This is a genomic window from Streptomyces sp. NPDC051064, assembly GCF_044455985.1.
Classification (GTDB): domain Bacteria; phylum Actinomycetota; class Actinomycetes; order Streptomycetales; family Streptomycetaceae; genus Streptomyces.
Window position 1 is genome coordinate 243,420 of sequence record NZ_JBITFK010000011.1, and the last position, 18,994, is coordinate 262,413.

Consider the following 18,994-nt stretch of genomic DNA (forward strand, 5'->3'; position numbering starts at 1 on the left):
TGTCCGGGCGGTCTTCGAGGGGCATTCCGCGGCCGCACCAGGTCCAGCCGGCTCCCGCCGCACAGATCCCGCGCAGGGCTGCCCAACGGTTCCGGCGGTCTCGCCCCGATCGCAGCGGCGGAATTCCGGTGACTCCTGGCAGCCGGCCGCCCCACGCTGACGTACGTACCACGCACTGAACTGGTCTCGCCGGTGCCGCCGTCACCAGCCCACCGTAAGCCGCTGTCACTACCGATGCCGCACCCGAAGCGAACCGTCCGACACCTGACGGCACATCAGTCGTGTTCACCCACGAGCACGCCATGGCCAGCAGGAATAGCGAACCGCAAGGGACCGTAAAACGGACGGCTCTGTTCCGTAGTCGCTTTTGGCCTGGTCGAGGCTGGTCATGCGTGACGGGCAGGGGGCGGAAAACCGCCGCCGCTCGGCCTGGCGCGATGAACCGCGATGAACAGGGACCGGGCGGCGGCGGAGTCAGGGGGAGGAGGCAGCGGGTCGTGACCGTTCGGTCACACGCCGTCCAGCCGCCACTGCTGGTTCGTTCCGGTGCCGATCGGCCACTGGATGACATGGCCGCCGTCATCACCCGATCCGTGCTCCACGTCGGCGCACAAGCCGTTGCGCACGTTGACGAGACGATAGTGGCCACCGCCTGCGTCGACGAGCTTCCACCACTGGTTGTCGCCCTTGGAATCCTGCCACTGGATGAGCTGTTCACCCTGGGCGGAGCCGTTGGGGCCGTCGAGGTGGCCACCGCTGTGGCGGGCGGAGAGACGGAAGGAGCCGTCGGCGTGGGGCAGGAAACGCCACTGCTGGTCGGTGCCTCCGGTGGAGGCCCATTGGATGATCTTGGCGCCGTCGGCGGTGCTCGCACCCGCGACGCCGAGCACCTTGCCGCTGCGCCGGTTGACCAGCCGGAAGTAGCCGCTCAGGAGGGAGACGGTGATGTCCGTACGCCGGCCCGCGACGAGCGAGACCTTCCGCGCGTGCAGGCCGAGGGGCGACGAGGTCGAAGTGGCCGTGGTGGTCATCGACGTCATACCGCGGCGGCTGATGAGCGTGACGGTCTGGTCGACGTCGGAGGTGACGGAAAGCTTGGCCGTGCGGGCGTCCAGGTCCCAGCTCAGGCTGTGCACACGGATCCGGCCCCGGGCTCGTACGCCGGTGATCGTTCCCTTCGCCAGCTGGTCAGGGAGTGCCGGGAGGATTTCCAGGACGCCGGGGCGGGAGTAGACGAGCGCCTCGCCCAGGATGGCAGGGATGGCGTTGGCGGCATCGCAGTTGTAGATGTCCAGGCGCGGATTGTGCGCCGTCATCAGGGACCGCCACACCATGTTCCTGCCGTAGATCTTCAGCAGGTTGCTGTAGACGCCGGGTCCGTCCTTGAGCCGGGCGCGGGCAAGGGCCCGGTGCAGGCTTCCGTGGGCGGAGTAGTTCGCGTCGCCGCGCCGGTCCAGGGCTCTGGCGGCGGAGCGGACGAGGGCGGGCTCGTCCTCGGGGTTGATCTCGTGCAGCGGCCACGCTCCGTACAGGTGCTGGACGTGGCGGTGGTCGTAGCGGTCGGACAGGCCGGGCCAGGACCACTCGGCCAGGGCTCCGTCGCCGTTGACGGTGTATTCGGGCAGCTTGGCCAGCAGGGCCTTCCAGCGTGCGACGCCCTGTCCGACGCCCTGTTCCTGGCCGAGGGTGTTCGCGGCCTCGATGGCGGCCTGCAGGGCGTGCCGGCCGGCCATGATGTCGCCGGTCGCGTTGATCGACAGACACTGGCCGGTGCTGGCGGGGGAGTTCTCCATCGAGAAGGAGGGCACGAAGACGGCCTTGCCCTTCGCGTCGGTGCGGGTGAGGAAGTCCTCGTAGAAGAGGGCGAGTTCCATCAGGGCCGGACCGAGCTTGTTCTTCAGGAAGTCGTGGTCCGCGGTGACCTCGTAGTACTCGAGGAGTGGGTAGAGCAGCCAGTCGGCGCCGCCGGTCCAGCACTGGCCGGGGAAGCTGTCGTCGTTGAAGTGGAGCATGTGGCCGTACTCGCCGTCGGTACGGGAGGGGGCGAGGAATCCGTGGGCGCCGTAGAGGTTCTTGGCGTTGGTGCGCCAGTCGGCCAACTGGCCGAGGATCAGGTCGAAGTAGCCCTGCATGGCCTCGGTGAGGTCGAGGATGTTGCCGCCCGCGACCTGGAGGTTGACGTTGGCGTCCGTCGTCATGTCGTCGGCCCAGGACACGTTCCAGCTGCCGGCCCAGATGCCGGTCAGGCGTGGCGGGAGGACGCCACTGGAGCTGACGAAGAGGTAGCGACCGGAGTCGTACATGCGCTCCAGGAGGGCGACGTCGATCGCGGAGGTGTTGCCGTTCTGGCGGGATATCAGTTCGGCGGTGGACAGCTTCCGGTCGGCAGCGGAGACATCGAGGTCGAGGGTGGAGCGGTCGTACATGGCCTGGTGCTCGGGGGAGTGCCGGCCGAGCAGGGTGGCGTAGTCGGCGCTGAGACCGGCCAGCGTGGCGTGCAGGGGTTGGAGTTCCAGTCGGTGGAGGTCTCGTAGCGGCCCAGTTCGGTCAGCAGCAGTTCCTTGGACGCCTTCGCCACGACCAGGGTGGATCCGCAGGCGCGCGCCGAGGAGCCGCTGCCGGTGACGACCACCCGGGTGACACCTTCGTAGCCGTATGCGCCCTTGCCGGAGGGGTAGGTGCCCCGCAGGTTCAGATAGCCGTCGCCCTTGCTGACGGTGGCCGTGGTCGCGAAGGAGACGTCGGAGGGAACGCCGTCCAGCGTGGCGACGACGCTCAGGGTGGTGTCGACGGTCCGGCCGGTGGCGGGCAGGAGTTCGTGGACGATGACCTGGTCGGCGCGGGAGGTGAAGACGCGGCGCTTCCAGGTGCCGTACTGGTCGGTCCAGGTGTGGGTGACCTCGCCGGTCCGTAAGTCGGTGATCCGGGCGTAGTCGTTGACGGTGGTCATGCCCGGAGTGCTCAGCCGCAGTTCGTAGCCGGGGTGGTATGTCTGCGTCCACTTCAGGTCCCAGCCCGCGGCGAAGGTCGACGCGGCTTCGGCGTAGTCGCCGGCCAATGCCCTGTCCTGGGTTTCGGAGAGCCGGCCGGCGGTCAGCGGCGGCTGTGTGTCGCGGGTGCCGTTGGGCAGCACGAACCGGTGATGGTTGAAGACGATCTTCTCCAGCGTCGGTGCACCGTAGTAGACGGCACCGCACTCGCCGTTTCCGGTGAGGAAGCCGTCCGTCCAGGCCGACGCGGCCGACGTGTCGTAGATGCCGCGCTCCGGCAGGGTGACCTGCGGTGGTACCGCGGCCGCGGCCCGGCCCGGGAACAGAGCGCTGGGCACCATAGCGGCCGAGGCGGTGAGGGCGGCGGCGGAGAGGAATCGTCTGCGGTCCAGGGGAATGTTCATCACGCAAACTCCGATGTCTGGTGAGACGTGCAGGGGGAGCCCCGCCGCCCGGCCGGCGCGGATCGAGAACCGGGCGGCGGAGGGAGCTGTGCTGCGGCTGGCGGCCGCACGTCAGTCCTGGACCTTGCCTCCGGTGATACGTGAGAGCGCCAGGGCGATCAGGATGATTCCTCCGTTGAGCGCGCCGATCCACTGGGCGGGGACGCCGCCCAGGGTGAGCACGTTCTGGATCAGGAAGAGCAGCAGGATGCCTGTGAAGGCGCCGAACATGGAGCCCTTGCCGCCGTTGAGGCTGATCCCGCCGATGACGGCCGCGGCGAACACCGTGAAGATGTAGCCGTTGCCCTGGGCTGAGGCCACCGACGCCAGGCGCCCGGAGAGCAGCAGGCCGCTGAGCGCGGCGAGCAGGCTCGCACTGACGATCACGGTCCACAGCACGCGGTCGGTACGGATACCGGCCGCTTTCGCCGCATCGACGTTGCCGCCGATCGCGTACAGGGAGCGGCCGAAGCTGGTGTAGCCGAGGACCACGATCCCGATGGCGAAGAGGATCAGGCACACCCACACCGAGGCGGGCATGCCCAGCCATTGGGTGGTGCCCAGGTACAGCATCGAGGGCGGCAGCTGGAAGAAGGTCTGGCCGCCGGAGATGCCGGTCAGGATGCCGCGGAGCACGATCAGCATGCCGAGGGTGACGATGAAGCCGTTGAGCCCGAACCGGATGATGAACAGGGCGTTCACCACACCGATCAGCAGACCGACGCCAAGGGCGACCGGTACGGACCAGCCTCCCGGCAGCAGCCCGAGTCCGTGGGCGGCGCTCGGGACCGTGAGCCAGGCGGCGACGCCGGGGGCGATGCCGACGGTGGACTCCAGCGAGAGGTCCATCTTCTTGACGATCAGCACCAGCGTCTGCGCGAGGACCAGGAGCGCGATCTCGGACATGGTCTGCAGCACGTTGATGAGGTTGTCGGCCTGCAGGAACACCGGATTGATGAGCTGGCCGACGATCCCGATCACGATGATCGCCGGTATCAGGGCCAGGTCGCGCAGCCGGGCGAAGGCGAAGCGGCGCCCACCTGCCTTCTCCGTGGTCGGCTGCTCACCGGCGGGGTCCGGCAGGCCGGCCTGCGGGCTCCTCGCGGTGGCCGCGGTCGAGCTTTCAGACATGGAGGTCCACTCCTTCCATTGCGGCCACGAGCTCGTGGTCGTGCCAGCCGCGGGCCTTCTCGGCCACTACACGGCCCTGGAACATCACCAGGACCCGGTCGCACATGCGCAGGTCGTCGAGTTCGTCGGAGGCGATGAGCACCCCGGTACCGGACTCGGCGATCTCCTCGACCTTGCCGAGGAGGAACTCCTTGGACCGCACGTCGACGCCGGCGGTCGGGTTGATCAGTACGAGCAGCTTCGGGTCGTTGGCCAGGGCGCGAGCCATGACGACCTTCTGCTGGTTGCCCCCGGATAGCCCGGAGACGGACAGTTCGGGGCCGGGCGTCTTGATCGCCAGATTCCCGATCATGGAACGGGCGAGGGAGTCACGGCGACGGCCGTCGATGAGCCCCGGGGGCCCCAGCCGTTCGGGGATGGTCAGGGTCGCGTTGTCGGCGATCGACATCCCGGGGACCAGCCCCTGGTGATGGCGGTCCTCGGGGACGAAGCCGGCCCCCGCCTTCAATGCCGCCGGTACACTGCCCGGCTTCGGCCGCATCCCCGCGATCTCGACGGTTCCGGAGGTCGCCGCCAGCAGCCCGACGACGGTTTCCGCGACCTCGATGCGGCCGCTGCTCGCCGCGCCCGCAAGGCCGACGATCTCCCCGCGGCGGACTCGGAAGGACACGTCCTCGTAGGCGTCCGTGAGCGCGGTGCCCTGCACTGTGAGCACCTCGGGTGTGTCCGTGGGTATCGGACGGCGCTGCGCGGCGGTGGTCTCCGCCGCTGCCTCTCCGGTCATCGCGGCGACCAGAGCACTGCGGGGCGTCTCGGCGACCGGCGCGGTGAGGATGTGCTGGGCGTCGCGGAACACCGTCACGGTGTCGCAGATCTCGTAGATCTCCTGGAGGTGGTGGCTGATGAAGAGGAAGGTGACGCCCTGCTCCTGCAGGTCCTGGATGCGCGCGAAGAGCCGGTTGATCGCGGCTCCGTCGAGCTGTGCGGTCGGTTCGTCGAGAATGATGAACCGGGCGCCGAACGACAGTGCCCTGGCGATTTCCACGAACTGGCGCTGTTCGACGTCGAGTTCACCTGCGGGTGTGCGTCCGTCCACCTCCACCGACCAGGCATCGAGGAGGTCACGGGCTCTGCTGCGGAGGGTCCGCCAGTTGATGAGTCCGCCGGGGCCGCGGTCGTGCCGGTTCAGGAAGAGGTTCTCGGCGACCGTCAGCTCGGGGATGATGGTGGATTTCTGGTACACGCAGGCCACCCGCTGCCGCCAGGCATCCCGGTCGGCGAGCAGGGGGGCCGGCTCCCCGTCGAAGGTCACCGTGCCCTCGTCAGGAGCCTGCAGTCCGGTCAGGATCGACACCAGGGTGGACTTCCCCGCCCCGTTCCGTCCGACCAGGGCGTGGGTCTGGCCCTGTGTAATGGTGATCCGCGCATCGCGCAGGGCCACAGTGGAGCCGAACCGCTTCGTTATCCCCGCCGCCTCGGCGACCGGGGGAGCCGTAACCATCTCTGTGTCCCGCCCTTTCCGTCAGCCGAGGTTGTTGCCCCAGAGGGACGGGTCGTCGCTCTTGAGGCTCTTGACTTCGCCGTAGGTGCCGCCGTCGGCGGTGACCAGGGGAGCGGACAGCTGGTCCTCGAGGAGTCCCTCGCGGACCTGGATGATCTCGCTGTCGTGGTCGGTCTTGCCCGGCTTGAACGTCTTGCCGTCGATCGCGGCCTTGAGGTAGTGGAGGGCGTACTTGGCGTACAGGTCGGCCGGCTGGGAGACGGTCGCGTCGATCTTCCCCGCGGCGATGCTCTTGAGCTCCTCGGGGATACCGTCGTTGGAGACCACGAAGACGTGCTTCTTGTCCTCCGGGCCGACCAGCAGGCCCTTCTGCTTCAGTACCTGCAGGGTGCCGGAGAGCGCGAAGCTGGACTGCATGTAGATGCCCTTGATGTCCGGGTGGGCGATCAGGTCCGTCTGGAGCTTCTGAGCCGCGACCGCACCGTCCCAGTTGGTCGCCTCACCGAAGACCTTGATCTTGGGGTAGTGCTTCTTCATGCACGCGTTGAAGGCCTCGGTACGGTCTCGGCCGTTGATCGAGGAGAGGTCGCCCTGGAGCATGACGACCTTGCCCTTGCCGTCGAGCTTGGTGCCCAGGAAATGGCAGGACTGCTCGCCGTAGGCACGGTTGTCGGCGCGCACCACCATGAAGACCTTGCCGCTGTCGGGGCGGGTGTCGACGGTGACCACCGGAATCTTCTTGGCCTCCATCTGCGCGAGGGTGGGCGCGATGGCGGCGGTGTCCTGGGGGGCCATCGCGACGCCCTTGACGCCCTGACTGATGAACGTCTGCGCGTTGGAGGTCAGCTTGGCGACGTCGTTCTGCGAGTTGGTGGTCTTCAGGTCCAGGCCGAGCTGTTTCGCGGATTTCGGCGTGTACTTGATGTACGAGTTCCAGAAGTCGGTGTCGGAGCGGGGGTAGTCGACACCAACCACCGGCTTGCCGCCGTCCGCGCCCCCTCCGGAGGCGGGACCGCCGCAGGCGGTGAGCGCGGGAACGGTCAGGGCGGCGAGGGCGCCGAATAGGGCGAACCTGGTGAGACGGAGCTTCATTGCTCATTTCTCCTTGGTGGGCTGGAGTACTGAGGGAGGGCCGGGGTGGGGTCGCGTGCCGGAGACGGAGACGGAGACGGAGACGGAGAGGGCGGGGTCAGGTGCGGGGGCGAAGCCGCAGGCCGTGCATGCCGCCGTCGACGGCGAGGTCGGTGCCGGTGGTGGAGCCGGAGAGCGGGCTCGCGAGGTAGGCGATGGACAAGGCCACCTCCTGGGCGGAGACGAGTCGGCCCATCGGCTGGCGGGCGTTGAGCGCGGCGCGTTCGGCGTCCGGGTCGTCGGCGCGGTCCAGGAGACGGCCGACCCACGGCGTATCGGCGGTGCCCGGGTTGACGCAGTTGACCCGGATGCCGGCGGGCACGAGGTCGGCGGCGGCCGCCCGGGTCAAGGAGAGCACGGCGCCCTTCGTCGCCGAGTACAGCGCCCGGTCGGGCAGCCCGGCGGTGGCCGCGATGGAGCAGGTGTTGACGATCGCGGCGGCCCCCGAACGGCGCAGATGCGGCAAGGCGGCCCGGGTCACTCGGACCATTCCGAGGACGTTGACGTCGAAGACGCGCCGCCATTCGTCGTCGGTGTTGTCCTCAATGCTCCCCTGGGCGCCGATGCCGGCGTTGTTGACCAGGATGTCGATGCCGCCGAGCAGCCGGGCAGCCTCCTCCACGGCCGTGCGCACACTCGCGTCGTCCGCGACGTCCCCATGGATTCCGAGGAGCGGCGCGGGTACGTCGTCCGGCTTCAGGTCGAGGCAGGCGACGCGGGCGCCACGGTCCGCGAGCAGCCGCGCGGTGGCCAGACCGATACCGGAGGCCCCACCAGTGACGACGGCCCCCAGGCCGGCGAACTCGGGAGTGCTCATGAGCCGGCCTCCTCGGACCACACGGGGCCCTCGGGGTACCGGTGAGCTGCCACGGATTCTGGGTGCATCTCGGCACTGATGCCGGGAGCGGTGGGTGCGAGGTAGTGGCCGTCCCGGATCCGTACGGGATCGGTGAAGTGCTCGTGCAGGTGGTCGACGTACTCGATCACACGGTTCTCGGTGGTGCCGCTGACGGCCACATAGTCGAACATGGCCATGTGCTGGACCATTTCGCAGAGGCCGACCCCGCCGGCATGAGGGCAGACCGGGACACCGAACTTCGCGGCAAGCAGCAGGATGGCTATGTTCTCGGTGACTCCGGCGGTGCGGCTGGCATCCAGCTGCAGGACGTCGATCGCGCCCGCCTGGAGAAGCTGCTTGAACATCACCTGGTTGTGCGCGTGTTCGCCGGTGGCCACCTTGACCGGCGTCACCGCCTTGCGGATGGCAGCGTGCCCGAGGATGTCGTCGGGTGAGGTGGGTTCCTCGATCCAGTACGGGTCGTAGGGTGCGAGCGACGCCATCCAGTCGATGGCCTGGTGCACGCCCCAGGCCTGATTGGCGTCGACGGCGATCCGGATGTCGGGCCCCACCGCTTCACGGGCGAGCCGCATGCGACGTTCGTCGGTCTCCAGGTCGGCGCCGACCTTGAGTTTGATCTGGCCGAAGCCCTCGGAGACGGCCTCCTTGGAGAGCCGCACCAGTTTCTCGTCGTCGTAGCCGAGCCACCCGGGGGTGGTGGTGTACGCCGGGTAGCCGTGCTGCGCCAGGTGCGCCGCCCGCTCTGCGCGGCCGGGCTCCGCCCGACGCAGGATGTCCAGCGCTTCCTCGCGGGTCAGGGCGTCCTGGAGGTAGCGGAAGTCGACCATGTCGACCAGCTGGTCGGGGGAGAGTTGGGAGAGCAGCTGCCACACCGGTTTTCCGGTGCGGCGCCCGTAGAGGTCCCATACCGCGTTGACGATCGCGGCGGCGGCCATGTGGATGGCGCCCTTCTCCGGTCCGAGCCATCGCAGTTGGCTGTCCCCGGTGAGTCGTTTGGAGAAGGCGCCGAGGTCGGCCAGGACCTCCTCCACCGGCAGGCCCACGACCAGCGGCGCCAGGGCCCGCACGGCGGCTACCTCGACGTCGTTGCCGCGTCCTACGGTGAAGGCGAGTCCGTAGCCGTTGTCCTCACCGCTCGTGCGGATCGTCACATAGGTGGCCGAGTAGTCGGGTTCGGGGTTCATGGCGTCGGAGCCGTCCAGGTCCCGCGACGTGGGGAACCGGACGTCAAAGGCCTCGACCGCGGAGATCAGCTCAGTCATCGCAGCCGGCACCTTCGGCTCGGACAGCGGGGTGTCGTCTCGAAGTCATGGCGCAACCACCCATCGTTATATGTCAAGGAGATGTCCTCTCTGCGACGGCAGCGATAGGACATGGGATGGATATATAGAGTCTCGGGGGAGCTGATGTCCATACCCTTGCGTCGATTTGCTGCCATCAATTGCAGTTGAGCTGCGGGCATGTCGGGATGCTGGTCCTGTTGCGTCGAAGAGGATTCATCCCACCTCTTCCTTGGTGATGGGATGTATTGCTACGATGCCGCCGCCGATGCGACAAGCAGGGAGATTTCGTTCATGTCACTGACCGACAAGGCCATCGACCGCATCAGGGACCTCATCCAGACCGGGGCGCTCCGGCCGGGTGACAAGCTCCCCCCCGAGCAGCAACTCGCCGTTGACCTGGGGCTCTCCCGCAATCTGATGCGGGAGGCGGTGAAGGCGCTTGTCGTTGCGCGTGTTCTGGAGATCCGAAGGGGCGACGGTACCTATGTGACCAGCCTCGAACCGGAGGTGCTGTTGGGCGGTGTCGGCTCCGCGGTGGAACTGCTGCGCGGGGACACCATGCTGGAACTCACCGAGGTGCGCCGGCTGTTCGAGCCGGTAGCCACGGGGCTCGCCGCGTCCCGTATCACGGCCTCGGAGCTCGGAGAGGTCGAGCGGCAGCTGGACGCGATGCGGGCGGCCCGCGACGACGTGGAGCGGCTCCTCGAGCACGATGCCGCGTTCCACCGGGCAGTCGTCTCAGCCACCGGTAATTCCACCCTCGCCGCCCTGCTGGACGGGATCTCCAGCCGGACGCTGCGTGCCCGGGTGTGGCGCGGCATGGTGGACGACAACGCCGCCGACCCCACAGTCGCCGAACACGAGGCGATCTACCACGCACTGGCCGCGGGCGACGCGACCCTCGCGCAGGCCGCCGCCCTCCTGCATGTCAGCACCACCGAACAGTGGCTGCGCGAGCACATGGACCCGGCCCATGACGCACCGCCGTACATCCCGCGCGCCTAATCGATCCGCATTCACGCACACGCCTACGGGCCGACATCGCCTGTCCGCCACGCGCCCGTCAACTCGTCAGTAAGGAACATCCATGAGATTCCTGCGTACCGGCCCCGTGGGCCTTGAGCGTCCCGTCGTCCTCGACTCCGACGGCACCGCATACGACCTGACCTCGCTCACCGCCGACATCGATGGAGCGTTCCTCGCGGACGGCGGCGTGGAGCGTGCCCGCACGGCCCTGGCCGAGGGCCTGCTGCCACGCACCGACGTCGCCGACCGGCGGATCGGCGCCCCCGTCGTCCGGCCGGGCAAGGTCGTGTGCGTCGGCCTCAACTACGTGGACCACGCCGAGGAGACGGGCGCCGAGCCGCCTCCCGAACCCGTCCTCTTCATGAAGGCCGCCAACACCGTGATCGGCCCCGACGACACCGTGCTTGTGCCGCGCACCAGCGAGAAGACGGACTACGAGGTCGAACTCGCCGTCGTCATCGGGCGCACCGCACGCTATCTGCACTCTCCCGAGGACGCCGACGCGGTGATCGCGGGCTACGCGATATCCGACGACGTCAGCGAGCGGGCCTTCCAGACCGAACGCGGCGGGCAGTGGACCAAGGGCAAGTCCTGCGAGACGTTCAACCCGCTGGGTCCGTGGCTCGTCACCGCCGACGAGGTCGGTGACCCGCAGGAACTGGGACTGCGTCTCTGGGTCAACGGTGAGCAGCGCCAGAACGGCCACACCAAGAACATGATCTTCGGCGTGCGGCACATCGTCTGGTACCTGAGCCAGTTCATGGTCCTGGAGCCCGGCGACGTGATCAACACCGGTACGCCGGCCGGCGTCGCCATGGGCGCGGACCACATCCCCTTCCTCAAGGCCGGCGACGTGGTGGAGGTCGAGATCGACCACCTCGGCCGTCAGCGCCACGTGCTCGGGGCGGCCTGATGACCGGCGCTCCGCAGCCCTGGTTCGCCGAACGGGTGCCGCTCGGCCGCTCGCAGGCGCGGGTGAGCCGGCTTGGTCTTGGAACCGCGCCACTGGCCGGACTGTACGCGCCGGTCGACGACGCCCAGGCCGCTGAGGCCCTGGCGACCGCCTGGGAGGCCGGGATCAGCTACTTCGACACCGCGCCCCACTACGGAGCAGGACTCGCGGAGCGCCGACTCGGGTCCTTCCTCGGCCAACAGTCCGCATCTGGTGACGAGTTCAGTATTTCCACGAAGGTCGGCCGCCTGCTCGTCCCCGGCCGCTGCGAGGACGGGACGGACGGCTTCTACGGAGCCCCGCCGGACGTCGTCCGTGTACACGACTACACCCCCGAAGGCGTCTACCGCTCCCTCGCGGAGAGCCTGGAGCGGTCCGGTCTCGACTCCTTCGGGATCCTCCTCATCCACGACCCCGACGACCACTGGGAGGAGTCGGTCAAGGGCGCCTACCCCGCCCTGGCCCGGCTGCGCGACGAGGGCGCGGTGCAGGCCATCGGCGCCGGCATGAACCAGACGAGGATGCTGACGAGGTTCGTCACCGAGACCGACATCGACTGCGTGCTCGTCGCCGGCCGCTACTCGCTCCTCGAACGGGGCGCCGAGGACGATCTGCTGCCCGCCTGCGTGGAGCGGCAGGTCGGAGTCATCGCCGGAGGCGTCTTCAACAGCGGGATACTCGCCGCCCCCGCGGCGGGGGCGAACTACAACTACGGCCCCGCCCCGGAGGGGGTCCTGCACCGGGTGCGGGCCCTCGACGCCCGTTGCTCCGCTTACGGGGTGCCTCTGGCGGCGGCGGCTCTCCAGTTCCCCTTGCGGCATCCGGGGGTGACCAGTGTCGTCGTCGGAGCTCGGGACGCGAACCAGGTGACGCAGAACGCGGCGCATGCGGCGACCGTGATCCCCGAAGGACTGTGGGACGAACTCGACGCGGCCCTGGAGGGGGAGTGGTGACGAGAATCGATGCCCACCACCACCTCTGGCGCGTCCGGCCCGGGACACCGGGGTCGCCTGTGGCCCGGAACCACGACTGGCTGGACACCCTGGCAACGCACTCCCTCCAACGTGATTTCACGCTCGATGATCTCCTCCCGCATCTGAAGGAAGCGGGAATCGACCGCACGATCCTCGTCCAGGTCCTCCCCGACCCGGACGAGACGCTCGACTTCCTCGACCTGGCGGCGGACTCCGCCACGGTCGCGGGGGTGGTCGGCTGGGCCGACCTCGTCTCACCCGGCCTGCCCGACACCCTCGCTGCGATGCGTTCCCGTCCGGGCGGCCCTCGCCTCGTCTCCCTACGGCACCTGGTGCAGTCCGAACCGGACCCGAACTGGCTCTGCCGCCGCGAGGTCAGGCGCGGTCTGCGGACGATCGCCGATGCCGGGCTCGCCTACGACCTGCTCACCCTGCCGCACCAGCTTCCCGCGGCCATCGACACCGTCCGGGCCCTGCCCGACCTGACGTTCGTACTCGACCATCTCTCAAAACCACCGATCGCGTCCGGACACACTGAGCCCTGGTCGGTGCACCTGCGCGAACTGGCCGCCGAACCGAACGTCCACTGCAAGCTGTCCGGCATGGTCAGCGAGGCCGACGCGGACACCTGGACAGTGGAAGGCCTGCGGCCGTACGCCGAGGCCGTACTCGACGCCTTTGGGCCGACGCGACTGATGTTCGGCTCCGACTGGCCGGTCTGCCTGACCCACGCGACATACGAGCAAGTCGTCTCGGCAGCCGACGAGTTGACGGCATCGCTGACCGCAGCCGAGCGAACCGACGTCTTCGGTGGAACCGCCGTACGCGCCTACAAGCTGGAAGCCCATCACATGAACGAGGAGCAGGCATGAAAGTCCGACTCGCCTACGGGCAGTCCGGACTCGATCTGGACATCGACCCCCGCCGCACCATCGTGGTGGAGCCCGTGCACCACCCGGCGGCGGCCGACGCGCAGGGCACGCTGCGCACGGCGCTCCGCGACCCCGTCGCCGGCCCGCCCCTGCGCGAGCGCGTACGGCCCGGCCAGACCGTGGCCATCTCCGCCTGCGACGGCACCCGTCCCCAGCCGCGGCATCTGATGATCCCGGCCGTCCTCGACGAACTCGACGGAATCGTCCGCACGGAGGACGTGGTGATCCTGGTCGCCACGGGAACCCACCGCGGCAACAGCGAGGCGGAGCTGCGCGGGATGTTCGGCGAGGAAGTGGTGGACACCGTACGGATCGTCAACCACGATGCCCGCGATCGCAACCAGCTGGTATGGATGGGCACGTACGGCAAGGACGTGCCGGTGTGGCTGAACCGCGCGTGGGTCGAGGCGGACGTCCGCATCACGACGGGGTTCGTCGAGCCGCACTTCTTCGCCGGGTTCTCCGGTGGGCCGAAGCTGGTCGCGCCCGGACTCGCCGCACTGGAGACGGTGCTCGTCCTGCACGACGCGACACGCATCGGCGACCCCCGCGCCACCTGGGGCATCGTCCACGGCAATCCCGTGCACGACGACGTCCGGGCCATCGCCGAGGCCACCGGCGTCGACTTCTCCCTCGACGTGGTGCTCAACCGGGACAAGGACATCGTGGCGGCCTTCGGCGGCGATCTACCGGCCATGCATGCCGCCGCGACGGCCGCCGCCAGGAAGATGGCCATGCGCCCGGTGCCTGCCCCTTTCGACGTGGTCGTCACCACCAACTCCGGCTTTCCCCTCGACCAGAATCTCTACCAGGCCGTCAAGGGGATGTCCGCCGCACACCAGGTGGTCCGTTCAGGCGGGACCATCGTCTGCGCGGCCGAGTGCAAGGACGGCTTCCCGGACCACGGTTCGTACCGCGAGGTCCTCTCGTCGGCCTCCTCGCCGAGGGCGCTCCTGGAGCGCATCGCCGCACGTCCGCCGACCGAACCCGACCAGTGGCAGGTGCAGATCCAGGCCCGGATCCAGAGCGACTGCCGGGTCGTCATGCACACCTCCTACCTCAGCGACAGCGACCTGGCCGCCGCCCACCTGGAGCAGACCCGGGACATCGAAGCCACGGTCGCCGAGGCCCTGGAGAAGGCCGGGCCGGGGGCTCGCCTGTGTGTCCTGCCGGAGGGGCCGATGACCATCCCGTACCTGGAAGGACGCGCATGAACGTCTCTGCCCGTCAGTGGACCGAGGGACAGCCCCGCGGCATCCTCGATCTGGGCTTTGCCCGGGTGGACCTCGCCCGGGAGGAGCGGCAGGGCCTGCCCGAGGTCGTGTACGGGCCGGGCAAGACCGCTGCGCAGATCGCCGCCGTCGTGGGCGGTCTGCTCACACACAATGTGGGGCCGGTCCTTGCGACCCGCATCGCCCCGGACACCGCTGACGAGGTTCTCGACGGTGTCGACGGGGGCACGTACGACGCCGAGGCCCGACTGCTCGTGTGGCGGCCGGCGCCGGCAGGGACATTCCGCGTCCTGGTCGTCGCGGCCGGCACGGCCGACCGGCCCGTTGCCGTCGAGGCCGCCGCAGTCTGTGCGGCCATCGGCCTGGACACGGCCGCCATCCACGACGTCGGAGTCGCTGGGCTCGACCGGATCATCGCCGAACGCCCCCGGCTGCGTACGGCCGACACGGTCATCGTCGTGGCCGGCATGGAAGGGGCTCTGGCCAGCGTGGTCGGCGGCATCGTGAGTGCGCCGGTCGTCGCAGTCCCCGTCGCCACCGGCTACGGCGCCGCCCTCGACGGAGTCACCGCCCTCCTCGCCATGCTCACCTCCTGCGCCGCCGGACTCACCGTGGTCAACATCGACTCCGGATTCGCCGCCGCGATGGCGGCGCACCGGATCGCCAGGAGCGCGGACCGCGTTCGAGGAGCGGACGCATGATCTGCTGGATCAATCCGTTCACCGGGCTGGCCGGCGACATGCTGCTTGCCGCGCTCATCGACGCCGGCGCCCCGCTGGACCAGGTGCGGGCCACCGTCGCCTCGACCGGACTGACCGGGTGGGAACTCACCGCCGGACGCGTCACCGACCACGGCCTCGCCGCCCTCCACGTGGACGTGCGCGTCACGGACACCGCACACGAACGACGTGGCGCGGAGGTACTGGAACTCGTCTCCCGCGCCACACCGCCGCCGGTCGCGGCCCTCGCGGTGGCGGCGGTCACCGCCATGACCGAGGCCGAGGGACGACTGCACCGGGCGAGCCCGGCCGAGGTGCATCTCCACGAACTGGGCGGACACGACACGGTCGTCGACATCGTCGGGACGGCCGCCGCGCTGCACGTGCTCGGAGTCACCGAAGTCGTCTGCGCGCCAGTGCCCCTCGGTCACGGCCGAGTCCGCGCGGCACACGGCATACTGCCCTGTCCCGCCCCGGCGACGCTGGCACTTCTCGCTGGCGCGATCGTGACCGGCACCGACATACCGGGGGAGACGGTGACGCCGACGGCGGCCGCGCTCCTGAAGGCGATGGGCACTCGCTACGGTCCACCGCCGCTCATGACGCTGGGCCCCACCGGCTACGGGGCGGGCACCCGGTGCCTGCAGGACCGGGCCAACGTCGCTTCCGTGACGCTGGGCAAGCCTGTCCTCCCGGGCGGCGTGAGCGAGGAGCCCGTGATCGTCCTGGAGACCAATCTGGACGACGTCACCGGCGAACTCCTCGGGCACACGATCGACCAGGCCCTGTCCGCCGGAGCCCTGGACGCCTGGGTCACGCCCGCCGTGATGAAGAAGGGGCGCCCCGCCCACGTCCTGCACGTACTCGCCACGCACGACACGGAACGTGATCTGCGGGAGCTCGTCCTCGCCGAGACCGGAACCCTCGGAGTCCGCCGCACCGGCGCCACCCGCACCGCGGTACCGCGCCACTTCGAGACCGTGGACATCGACGGGCACCCCGTGCGGATCAAACACGGCCCGCACGGTGCCAAACCCGAGTACGAGGACGTGGCCGCTGCGGCGCGCCTGCTCGGCGTGCCGCTGAAGGCGGTCGCCGCCAGAGCCCTGCACCTGACGGCGACCGCGCCGGCCCACCGATGTCCCTTCGCGGAGGACCACCACCATGACCACTGACGTCGAATCCCTCGCCGCGGGCCTGCTGGAGCAGATGCGAGACATCGGCCCCGTGGCCGTCGCGTACTCGGGCGGTGCCGACTCGGCACTGGTCCTCGCCGCCGCGGTCCGTGCACACGGCCCGGATCGCGTCCTTGCCGTCACCGCGGTTTCGGAGAGCCTCGCGAGCGGTGAACTCGAATTGGCCCGTCAGCACGCCGGGCGACTCGGGGCCACACACCACACCGTGCGAACCCAGGAGACGTCACAACCTGGCTATCGAGCCAATGGCCCCGACCGCTGCTACTTCTGCAAGTCCGAAGTCCTGGACACCATCGTGCGGTTCGCCCGGACCAACGGTTTCACCGAAGTGGCCACGGGCACCAACGCGGACGATGTCAAGGACCCCAACCGGCCCGGCATCCGAGCCGGCACGGAACGCGGAATCCGTACCCCGCTGCGCGACAGCGGCCTGTCCAAGGCGGACGTGCGTCGCCTGAGCCGGCGCTGGCAGCTGCCCACCTGGGAGAAGCCCGCGACCCCCTGCCTCGCCAGCCGGGTCCGCTACGGCCTGGAAGTCACCCCGCACCGCCTGGCCCGGATCGACCGCGCCGAACAGGCACTGCGCGCCGCGCTGGACTCGGCGGGGCTGAGTGCGACGGACCTCCGAGTACGTGACCTCGGCGACGCCGTACGCATCGAGGTCGACACGCCACTCGTCGCCCGGGTACGGGGAAGGGCAGACCTTGCCGGCCTTCTGGCCCGTGCGGGGTTCACGGGATCGACCGTAGAGGTCGGACCGTTCAAGTCGGGAAGGCTAAACGGGGAGTCAACATATGGGAGTTGAGTGCGTGCTTGGAAGTCACGAGGGTGCCACTGCGGCGACGGGCTCGAAGTCCCGGTCCCGGTAGCGGAGGGCAGTCCCCGCAGCTTGGCCTGCTGTCGTGGGACTGCCCTCAATCGATCGGGCGTCTCCCTGCGCGGTGGCAGGGGTGGCGGGTTACGGGAGTGTGGTCCACTTCTGGTTGTTCTGGCCGTTGCAGGTCCACAGGATGGCCGGGGTCCCGTTGGCGGTGGCGGCCCCGTTGACGTCGAGGCACAGTCCGGCGTGGACGTTGCGGATCGAACCGTCGGAGCCGACGGCCCACTTCTGGTTGTTCTGGCCGTTGCAGGGCCAGATGATGACCGGCGTGCCGTTGGTGGTGCCCTGGCTGGAAGCGTCCAGGCACTTGTCGCCGTAGACGCGGATCTCGCCGCCGGCCCAGGTGGTCCAGAGCTGGTTGGCGGCGGTGTGGCAGTCCCAGATCAGCGTCTTGATCCCGGCCGCGGTGGAGGCGCTGTCAACGTCGAGGCAGCGGCCGGATCCGTTGCCGCGCAGGCGGGCGGTGGCGGCGGCCAGGGGGCTGCCGCCGGTGATCTTGAAGACGGCGACACCGTGCGCGGGGACGCTCGCGGAGATCTGGCCGGAGGTGCTGGACGTGCCGCCGGTCCACAGGTCGGTGAGGGTGAACGGTCCGCCGGTGAGGCCGACTTGTGCGGCCGCCGCGGTGATGGTCGTGGTGCTGCCTCCGCGGTTGAACAGGCCCACGGCAACCGAGCCGTCGGACAGGGGCTTGGCGAACACCTCGGTGTCGCCGTCGTCGCGCACCCTGCGTCCGCCCGCGCCCCGCGGGTCCTGGTCGACCGCCACCAGACGCGGGTTGCGCAGGATAGCGCTCACGTCGGCTGACATGGTGCGGATGTCGTTGCCGGCCATGAGCGGGGCGCCCATGAGGGCCCACAGAGCGAAGTGGGAGCGGGACTCGGTCAGTGACAGGCCAGGGCGGCCGACGACGAGCATGTCGGGGTCGTTCCAGTGTCCCGGGCCCGACTGAGCGGCCAGCGGTGCGGTGACGTCCAGGACGTTGCCGACGCCCATCGGGTAGCTGTTGGTGTTGTTGTTCTGCCAGACGTCGAGCAGGTCCTCGGTCGTCCGCCACAGGTCGGCGACCTGGCCCCAATTGTAGGTGTCGCCGGTGGGGGTGTGGAAGCTGTTGGGGTTGATGCTGTAGACGATCGGCCGGCCGGTGGCGCGCAGGGCGTCGCGCATGATGGTGAACTGTGCGATCTGCTCGTTAAGGGTGCCGGTGGAGGAGCACCAGTCGTACTTGAGGTAGTCGACGCCCCATGAGGCGAACATGGCGGCGTCCTGGGCCTCGTGGCCCTTGCTGCCGGTGGAGCCGGGGTAGGTGCCCACGCCCTGCGCGCACGTGCGCTCGCCCGGCGCCTGGTATATGCCGAACTTCAGGCCCTTGCTGTGGATGTAGTCGCCGAGCGCCTTCATGCCGCTGGGGAACTTGGTCGGGTTGGCCCGCAGGTTGCCCGACGGGTCGCGCTGCGGGTCGAACCAGCAGTCGTCGACGACGACGTACTGGTAGCCCGCGTCCTTCATGCCCGAGGACGTCATCGCGTCGGCGGCCTCGCGGACCTGAGCCTCGGTGATCCCGCAGCCGAAGCTGTTCCAGCTGTTCCAGCCCATCGGCGGGGTGAGCGCCGGGCTGCCCGGCGCAGCCTCGGCGGTCGTGCCGCCTGAGGCGGTGACGCAGGCGGTGAGCGTCAGTGCGGTGGCCGCAAGGAGACGCAGCAGTCGTCTGTGTAGAGGAACCATGGAGGGGGTCCTTCCCGGCC

General features: G+C 69.3%; 16 protein-coding genes. 8 read left to right on the forward strand and 8 right to left on the reverse strand.

Annotated features, from left to right (window positions below):
• Window positions 1-509 precede the first annotated feature (509 nt).
• The 7 genes from ACIBCU_RS33600 to ACIBCU_RS33630 form a co-directional block, all read right to left on the reverse strand.
• Window positions 510-2,426, reverse strand: coding sequence for an RICIN domain-containing protein (locus ACIBCU_RS33600; RefSeq protein WP_399236073.1), 1,917 nt, complete (start codon window positions 2,424-2,426; stop codon window positions 510-512).
• Window positions 2,357-3,394 (reverse strand): glycoside hydrolase N-terminal domain-containing protein, encoded by a 1,038-nt coding sequence (locus ACIBCU_RS33605; protein ID WP_399236075.1) that lies wholly within the window; start codon window positions 3,392-3,394, stop codon window positions 2,357-2,359. The genes ACIBCU_RS33600 and ACIBCU_RS33605 overlap by 70 nt, the downstream gene beginning before the upstream one ends.
• Before the next feature lie 111 nt (window positions 3,395-3,505).
• Entirely contained in the window at window positions 3,506-4,564 is a 1,059-nt protein-coding gene (locus ACIBCU_RS33610; protein WP_362941338.1) for an ABC transporter permease, read from the reverse strand.
• Complete coding sequence (locus ACIBCU_RS33615) at window positions 4,557-6,065, reverse strand: sugar ABC transporter ATP-binding protein (RefSeq protein ID WP_362941341.1); 1,509 nt, start codon at window positions 6,063-6,065, stop codon at window positions 4,557-4,559. Before ACIBCU_RS33615 ends, ACIBCU_RS33610 begins: the two co-directional genes overlap by 8 nt.
• A 21-nt stretch (window positions 6,066-6,086) precedes the next feature.
• Window positions 6,087-7,157 (reverse strand): sugar ABC transporter substrate-binding protein, encoded by a 1,071-nt coding sequence (locus ACIBCU_RS33620; RefSeq protein WP_362941343.1) that lies wholly within the window; start codon window positions 7,155-7,157, stop codon window positions 6,087-6,089.
• Between the two features lie 97 nt (window positions 7,158-7,254).
• Window positions 7,255-8,013 (reverse strand): SDR family oxidoreductase, encoded by a 759-nt coding sequence (locus ACIBCU_RS33625; protein ID WP_362941346.1) that lies wholly within the window; start codon window positions 8,011-8,013, stop codon window positions 7,255-7,257.
• On the reverse strand, window positions 8,010-9,317 hold the full coding sequence (locus tag ACIBCU_RS33630; protein ID WP_362941349.1) for an enolase C-terminal domain-like protein: 1,308 nt from the start codon (window positions 9,315-9,317) through the stop codon (window positions 8,010-8,012). Before ACIBCU_RS33630 ends, ACIBCU_RS33625 begins: the two co-directional genes overlap by 4 nt.
• Window positions 9,318-9,629: 312 nt before the next feature.
• On the opposite strand from ACIBCU_RS33630, the gene ACIBCU_RS33635 reads away from it, so the two are divergent.
• The 8 genes from ACIBCU_RS33635 (at window position 9,630) to larE (ending at window position 17,174) form a co-directional block, all read left to right on the forward strand.
• Window positions 9,630-10,343, forward strand: a complete 714-nt coding sequence (locus tag ACIBCU_RS33635; RefSeq protein WP_362941352.1) for a FadR/GntR family transcriptional regulator — start codon at window positions 9,630-9,632, stop codon at window positions 10,341-10,343.
• A gap of 82 nt (window positions 10,344-10,425) precedes the next feature.
• Window positions 10,426-11,277: a fumarylacetoacetate hydrolase family protein gene (locus tag ACIBCU_RS33640; protein WP_362941355.1), complete on the forward strand. Its 852-nt coding sequence runs from the start codon at window positions 10,426-10,428 to the stop codon at window positions 11,275-11,277.
• The gene (locus tag ACIBCU_RS33645) at window positions 11,277-12,269 is read left to right on the forward strand and encodes an aldo/keto reductase (RefSeq protein WP_399236081.1); all 993 of its coding nucleotides are present in this window, start codon (window positions 11,277-11,279) and stop codon (window positions 12,267-12,269) included. Before ACIBCU_RS33640 ends, ACIBCU_RS33645 begins: the two co-directional genes overlap by 1 nt.
• Window positions 12,266-13,162, forward strand: a complete 897-nt coding sequence (locus ACIBCU_RS33650) for an amidohydrolase family protein (RefSeq protein ID WP_362941361.1) — start codon at window positions 12,266-12,268, stop codon at window positions 13,160-13,162. The genes ACIBCU_RS33645 and ACIBCU_RS33650 overlap by 4 nt, the downstream gene beginning before the upstream one ends.
• Window positions 13,159-14,436 carry a nickel-dependent lactate racemase gene (gene larA, locus ACIBCU_RS33655; protein WP_399236084.1) on the forward strand — a complete coding sequence of 426 codons (1,278 nt, stop codon included), beginning with the start codon at window positions 13,159-13,161 and terminating at the stop codon, window positions 14,434-14,436. Before ACIBCU_RS33650 ends, larA begins: the two co-directional genes overlap by 4 nt.
• Window positions 14,433-15,155, forward strand: coding sequence for a nickel pincer cofactor biosynthesis protein LarB (gene larB, locus ACIBCU_RS33660; protein ID WP_362941367.1), 723 nt, complete (start codon window positions 14,433-14,435; stop codon window positions 15,153-15,155). The genes larA and larB overlap by 4 nt, the downstream gene beginning before the upstream one ends.
• On the forward strand, window positions 15,152-16,348 hold the full coding sequence (gene larC / locus ACIBCU_RS33665) for a nickel pincer cofactor biosynthesis protein LarC (RefSeq protein WP_399236086.1): 1,197 nt from the start codon (window positions 15,152-15,154) through the stop codon (window positions 16,346-16,348). Before larB ends, larC begins: the two co-directional genes overlap by 4 nt.
• On the forward strand, window positions 16,338-17,174 hold the full coding sequence (larE, locus tag ACIBCU_RS33670; RefSeq protein WP_362941373.1) for an ATP-dependent sacrificial sulfur transferase LarE: 837 nt from the start codon (window positions 16,338-16,340) through the stop codon (window positions 17,172-17,174). The genes larC and larE overlap by 11 nt, the downstream gene beginning before the upstream one ends.
• 153 nt (window positions 17,175-17,327) lie before the next feature.
• Here larE and ACIBCU_RS33675 read toward each other — a convergent pair whose 3' ends face one another.
• Complete coding sequence (locus ACIBCU_RS33675; RefSeq protein WP_399236089.1) at window positions 17,328-18,974, reverse strand: glycoside hydrolase family 27 protein; 1,647 nt, start codon at window positions 18,972-18,974, stop codon at window positions 17,328-17,330.
• Between the last annotated feature and the right edge of the window lie 20 nt (window positions 18,975-18,994).

Bases quoted from the DNA above. Each gene is read 5' to 3' on its own strand.
- ACIBCU_RS33600 (WP_399236073.1), bottom strand. From the start codon at position 2,426: ATGTACGACCGCTCCACCCTCGACCTCGATGTCTCCGCTGCCGACCGG.
- ACIBCU_RS33605 (WP_399236075.1), bottom strand. From the start codon at position 3,394: ATGAACATTCCCCTGGACCGCAGACGATTCCTCTCCGCCGCCGCCCTC.
- ACIBCU_RS33610 (WP_362941338.1), bottom strand. From the start codon at position 4,564: ATGTCTGAAAGCTCGACCGCGGCCACCGCGAGGAGCCCGCAGGCCGGC.
- ACIBCU_RS33615 (WP_362941341.1), bottom strand. From the start codon at position 6,065: ATGGTTACGGCTCCCCCGGTCGCCGAGGCGGCGGGGATAACGAAGCGG.
- ACIBCU_RS33620 (WP_362941343.1), bottom strand. From the start codon at position 7,157: ATGAAGCTCCGTCTCACCAGGTTCGCCCTATTCGGCGCCCTCGCCGCC.
- ACIBCU_RS33625 (WP_362941346.1), bottom strand. From the start codon at position 8,013: ATGAGCACTCCCGAGTTCGCCGGCCTGGGGGCCGTCGTCACTGGTGGG.
- ACIBCU_RS33630 (WP_362941349.1), bottom strand. From the start codon at position 9,317: ATGACTGAGCTGATCTCCGCGGTCGAGGCCTTTGACGTCCGGTTCCCC.
- ACIBCU_RS33635 (WP_362941352.1), top strand. From the start codon at position 9,630: ATGTCACTGACCGACAAGGCCATCGACCGCATCAGGGACCTCATCCAG.
- ACIBCU_RS33640 (WP_362941355.1), top strand. From the start codon at position 10,426: ATGAGATTCCTGCGTACCGGCCCCGTGGGCCTTGAGCGTCCCGTCGTC.
- ACIBCU_RS33645 (WP_399236081.1), top strand. From the start codon at position 11,277: ATGACCGGCGCTCCGCAGCCCTGGTTCGCCGAACGGGTGCCGCTCGGC.
- larA (WP_399236084.1), top strand. From the start codon at position 13,159: ATGAAAGTCCGACTCGCCTACGGGCAGTCCGGACTCGATCTGGACATC.
- larB (WP_362941367.1), top strand. From the start codon at position 14,433: ATGAACGTCTCTGCCCGTCAGTGGACCGAGGGACAGCCCCGCGGCATC.
- larC (WP_399236086.1), top strand. From the start codon at position 15,152: ATGATCTGCTGGATCAATCCGTTCACCGGGCTGGCCGGCGACATGCTG.
- larE (WP_362941373.1), top strand. From the start codon at position 16,338: ATGACCACTGACGTCGAATCCCTCGCCGCGGGCCTGCTGGAGCAGATG.
- ACIBCU_RS33675 (WP_399236089.1), bottom strand. From the start codon at position 18,974: ATGGTTCCTCTACACAGACGACTGCTGCGTCTCCTTGCGGCCACCGCA.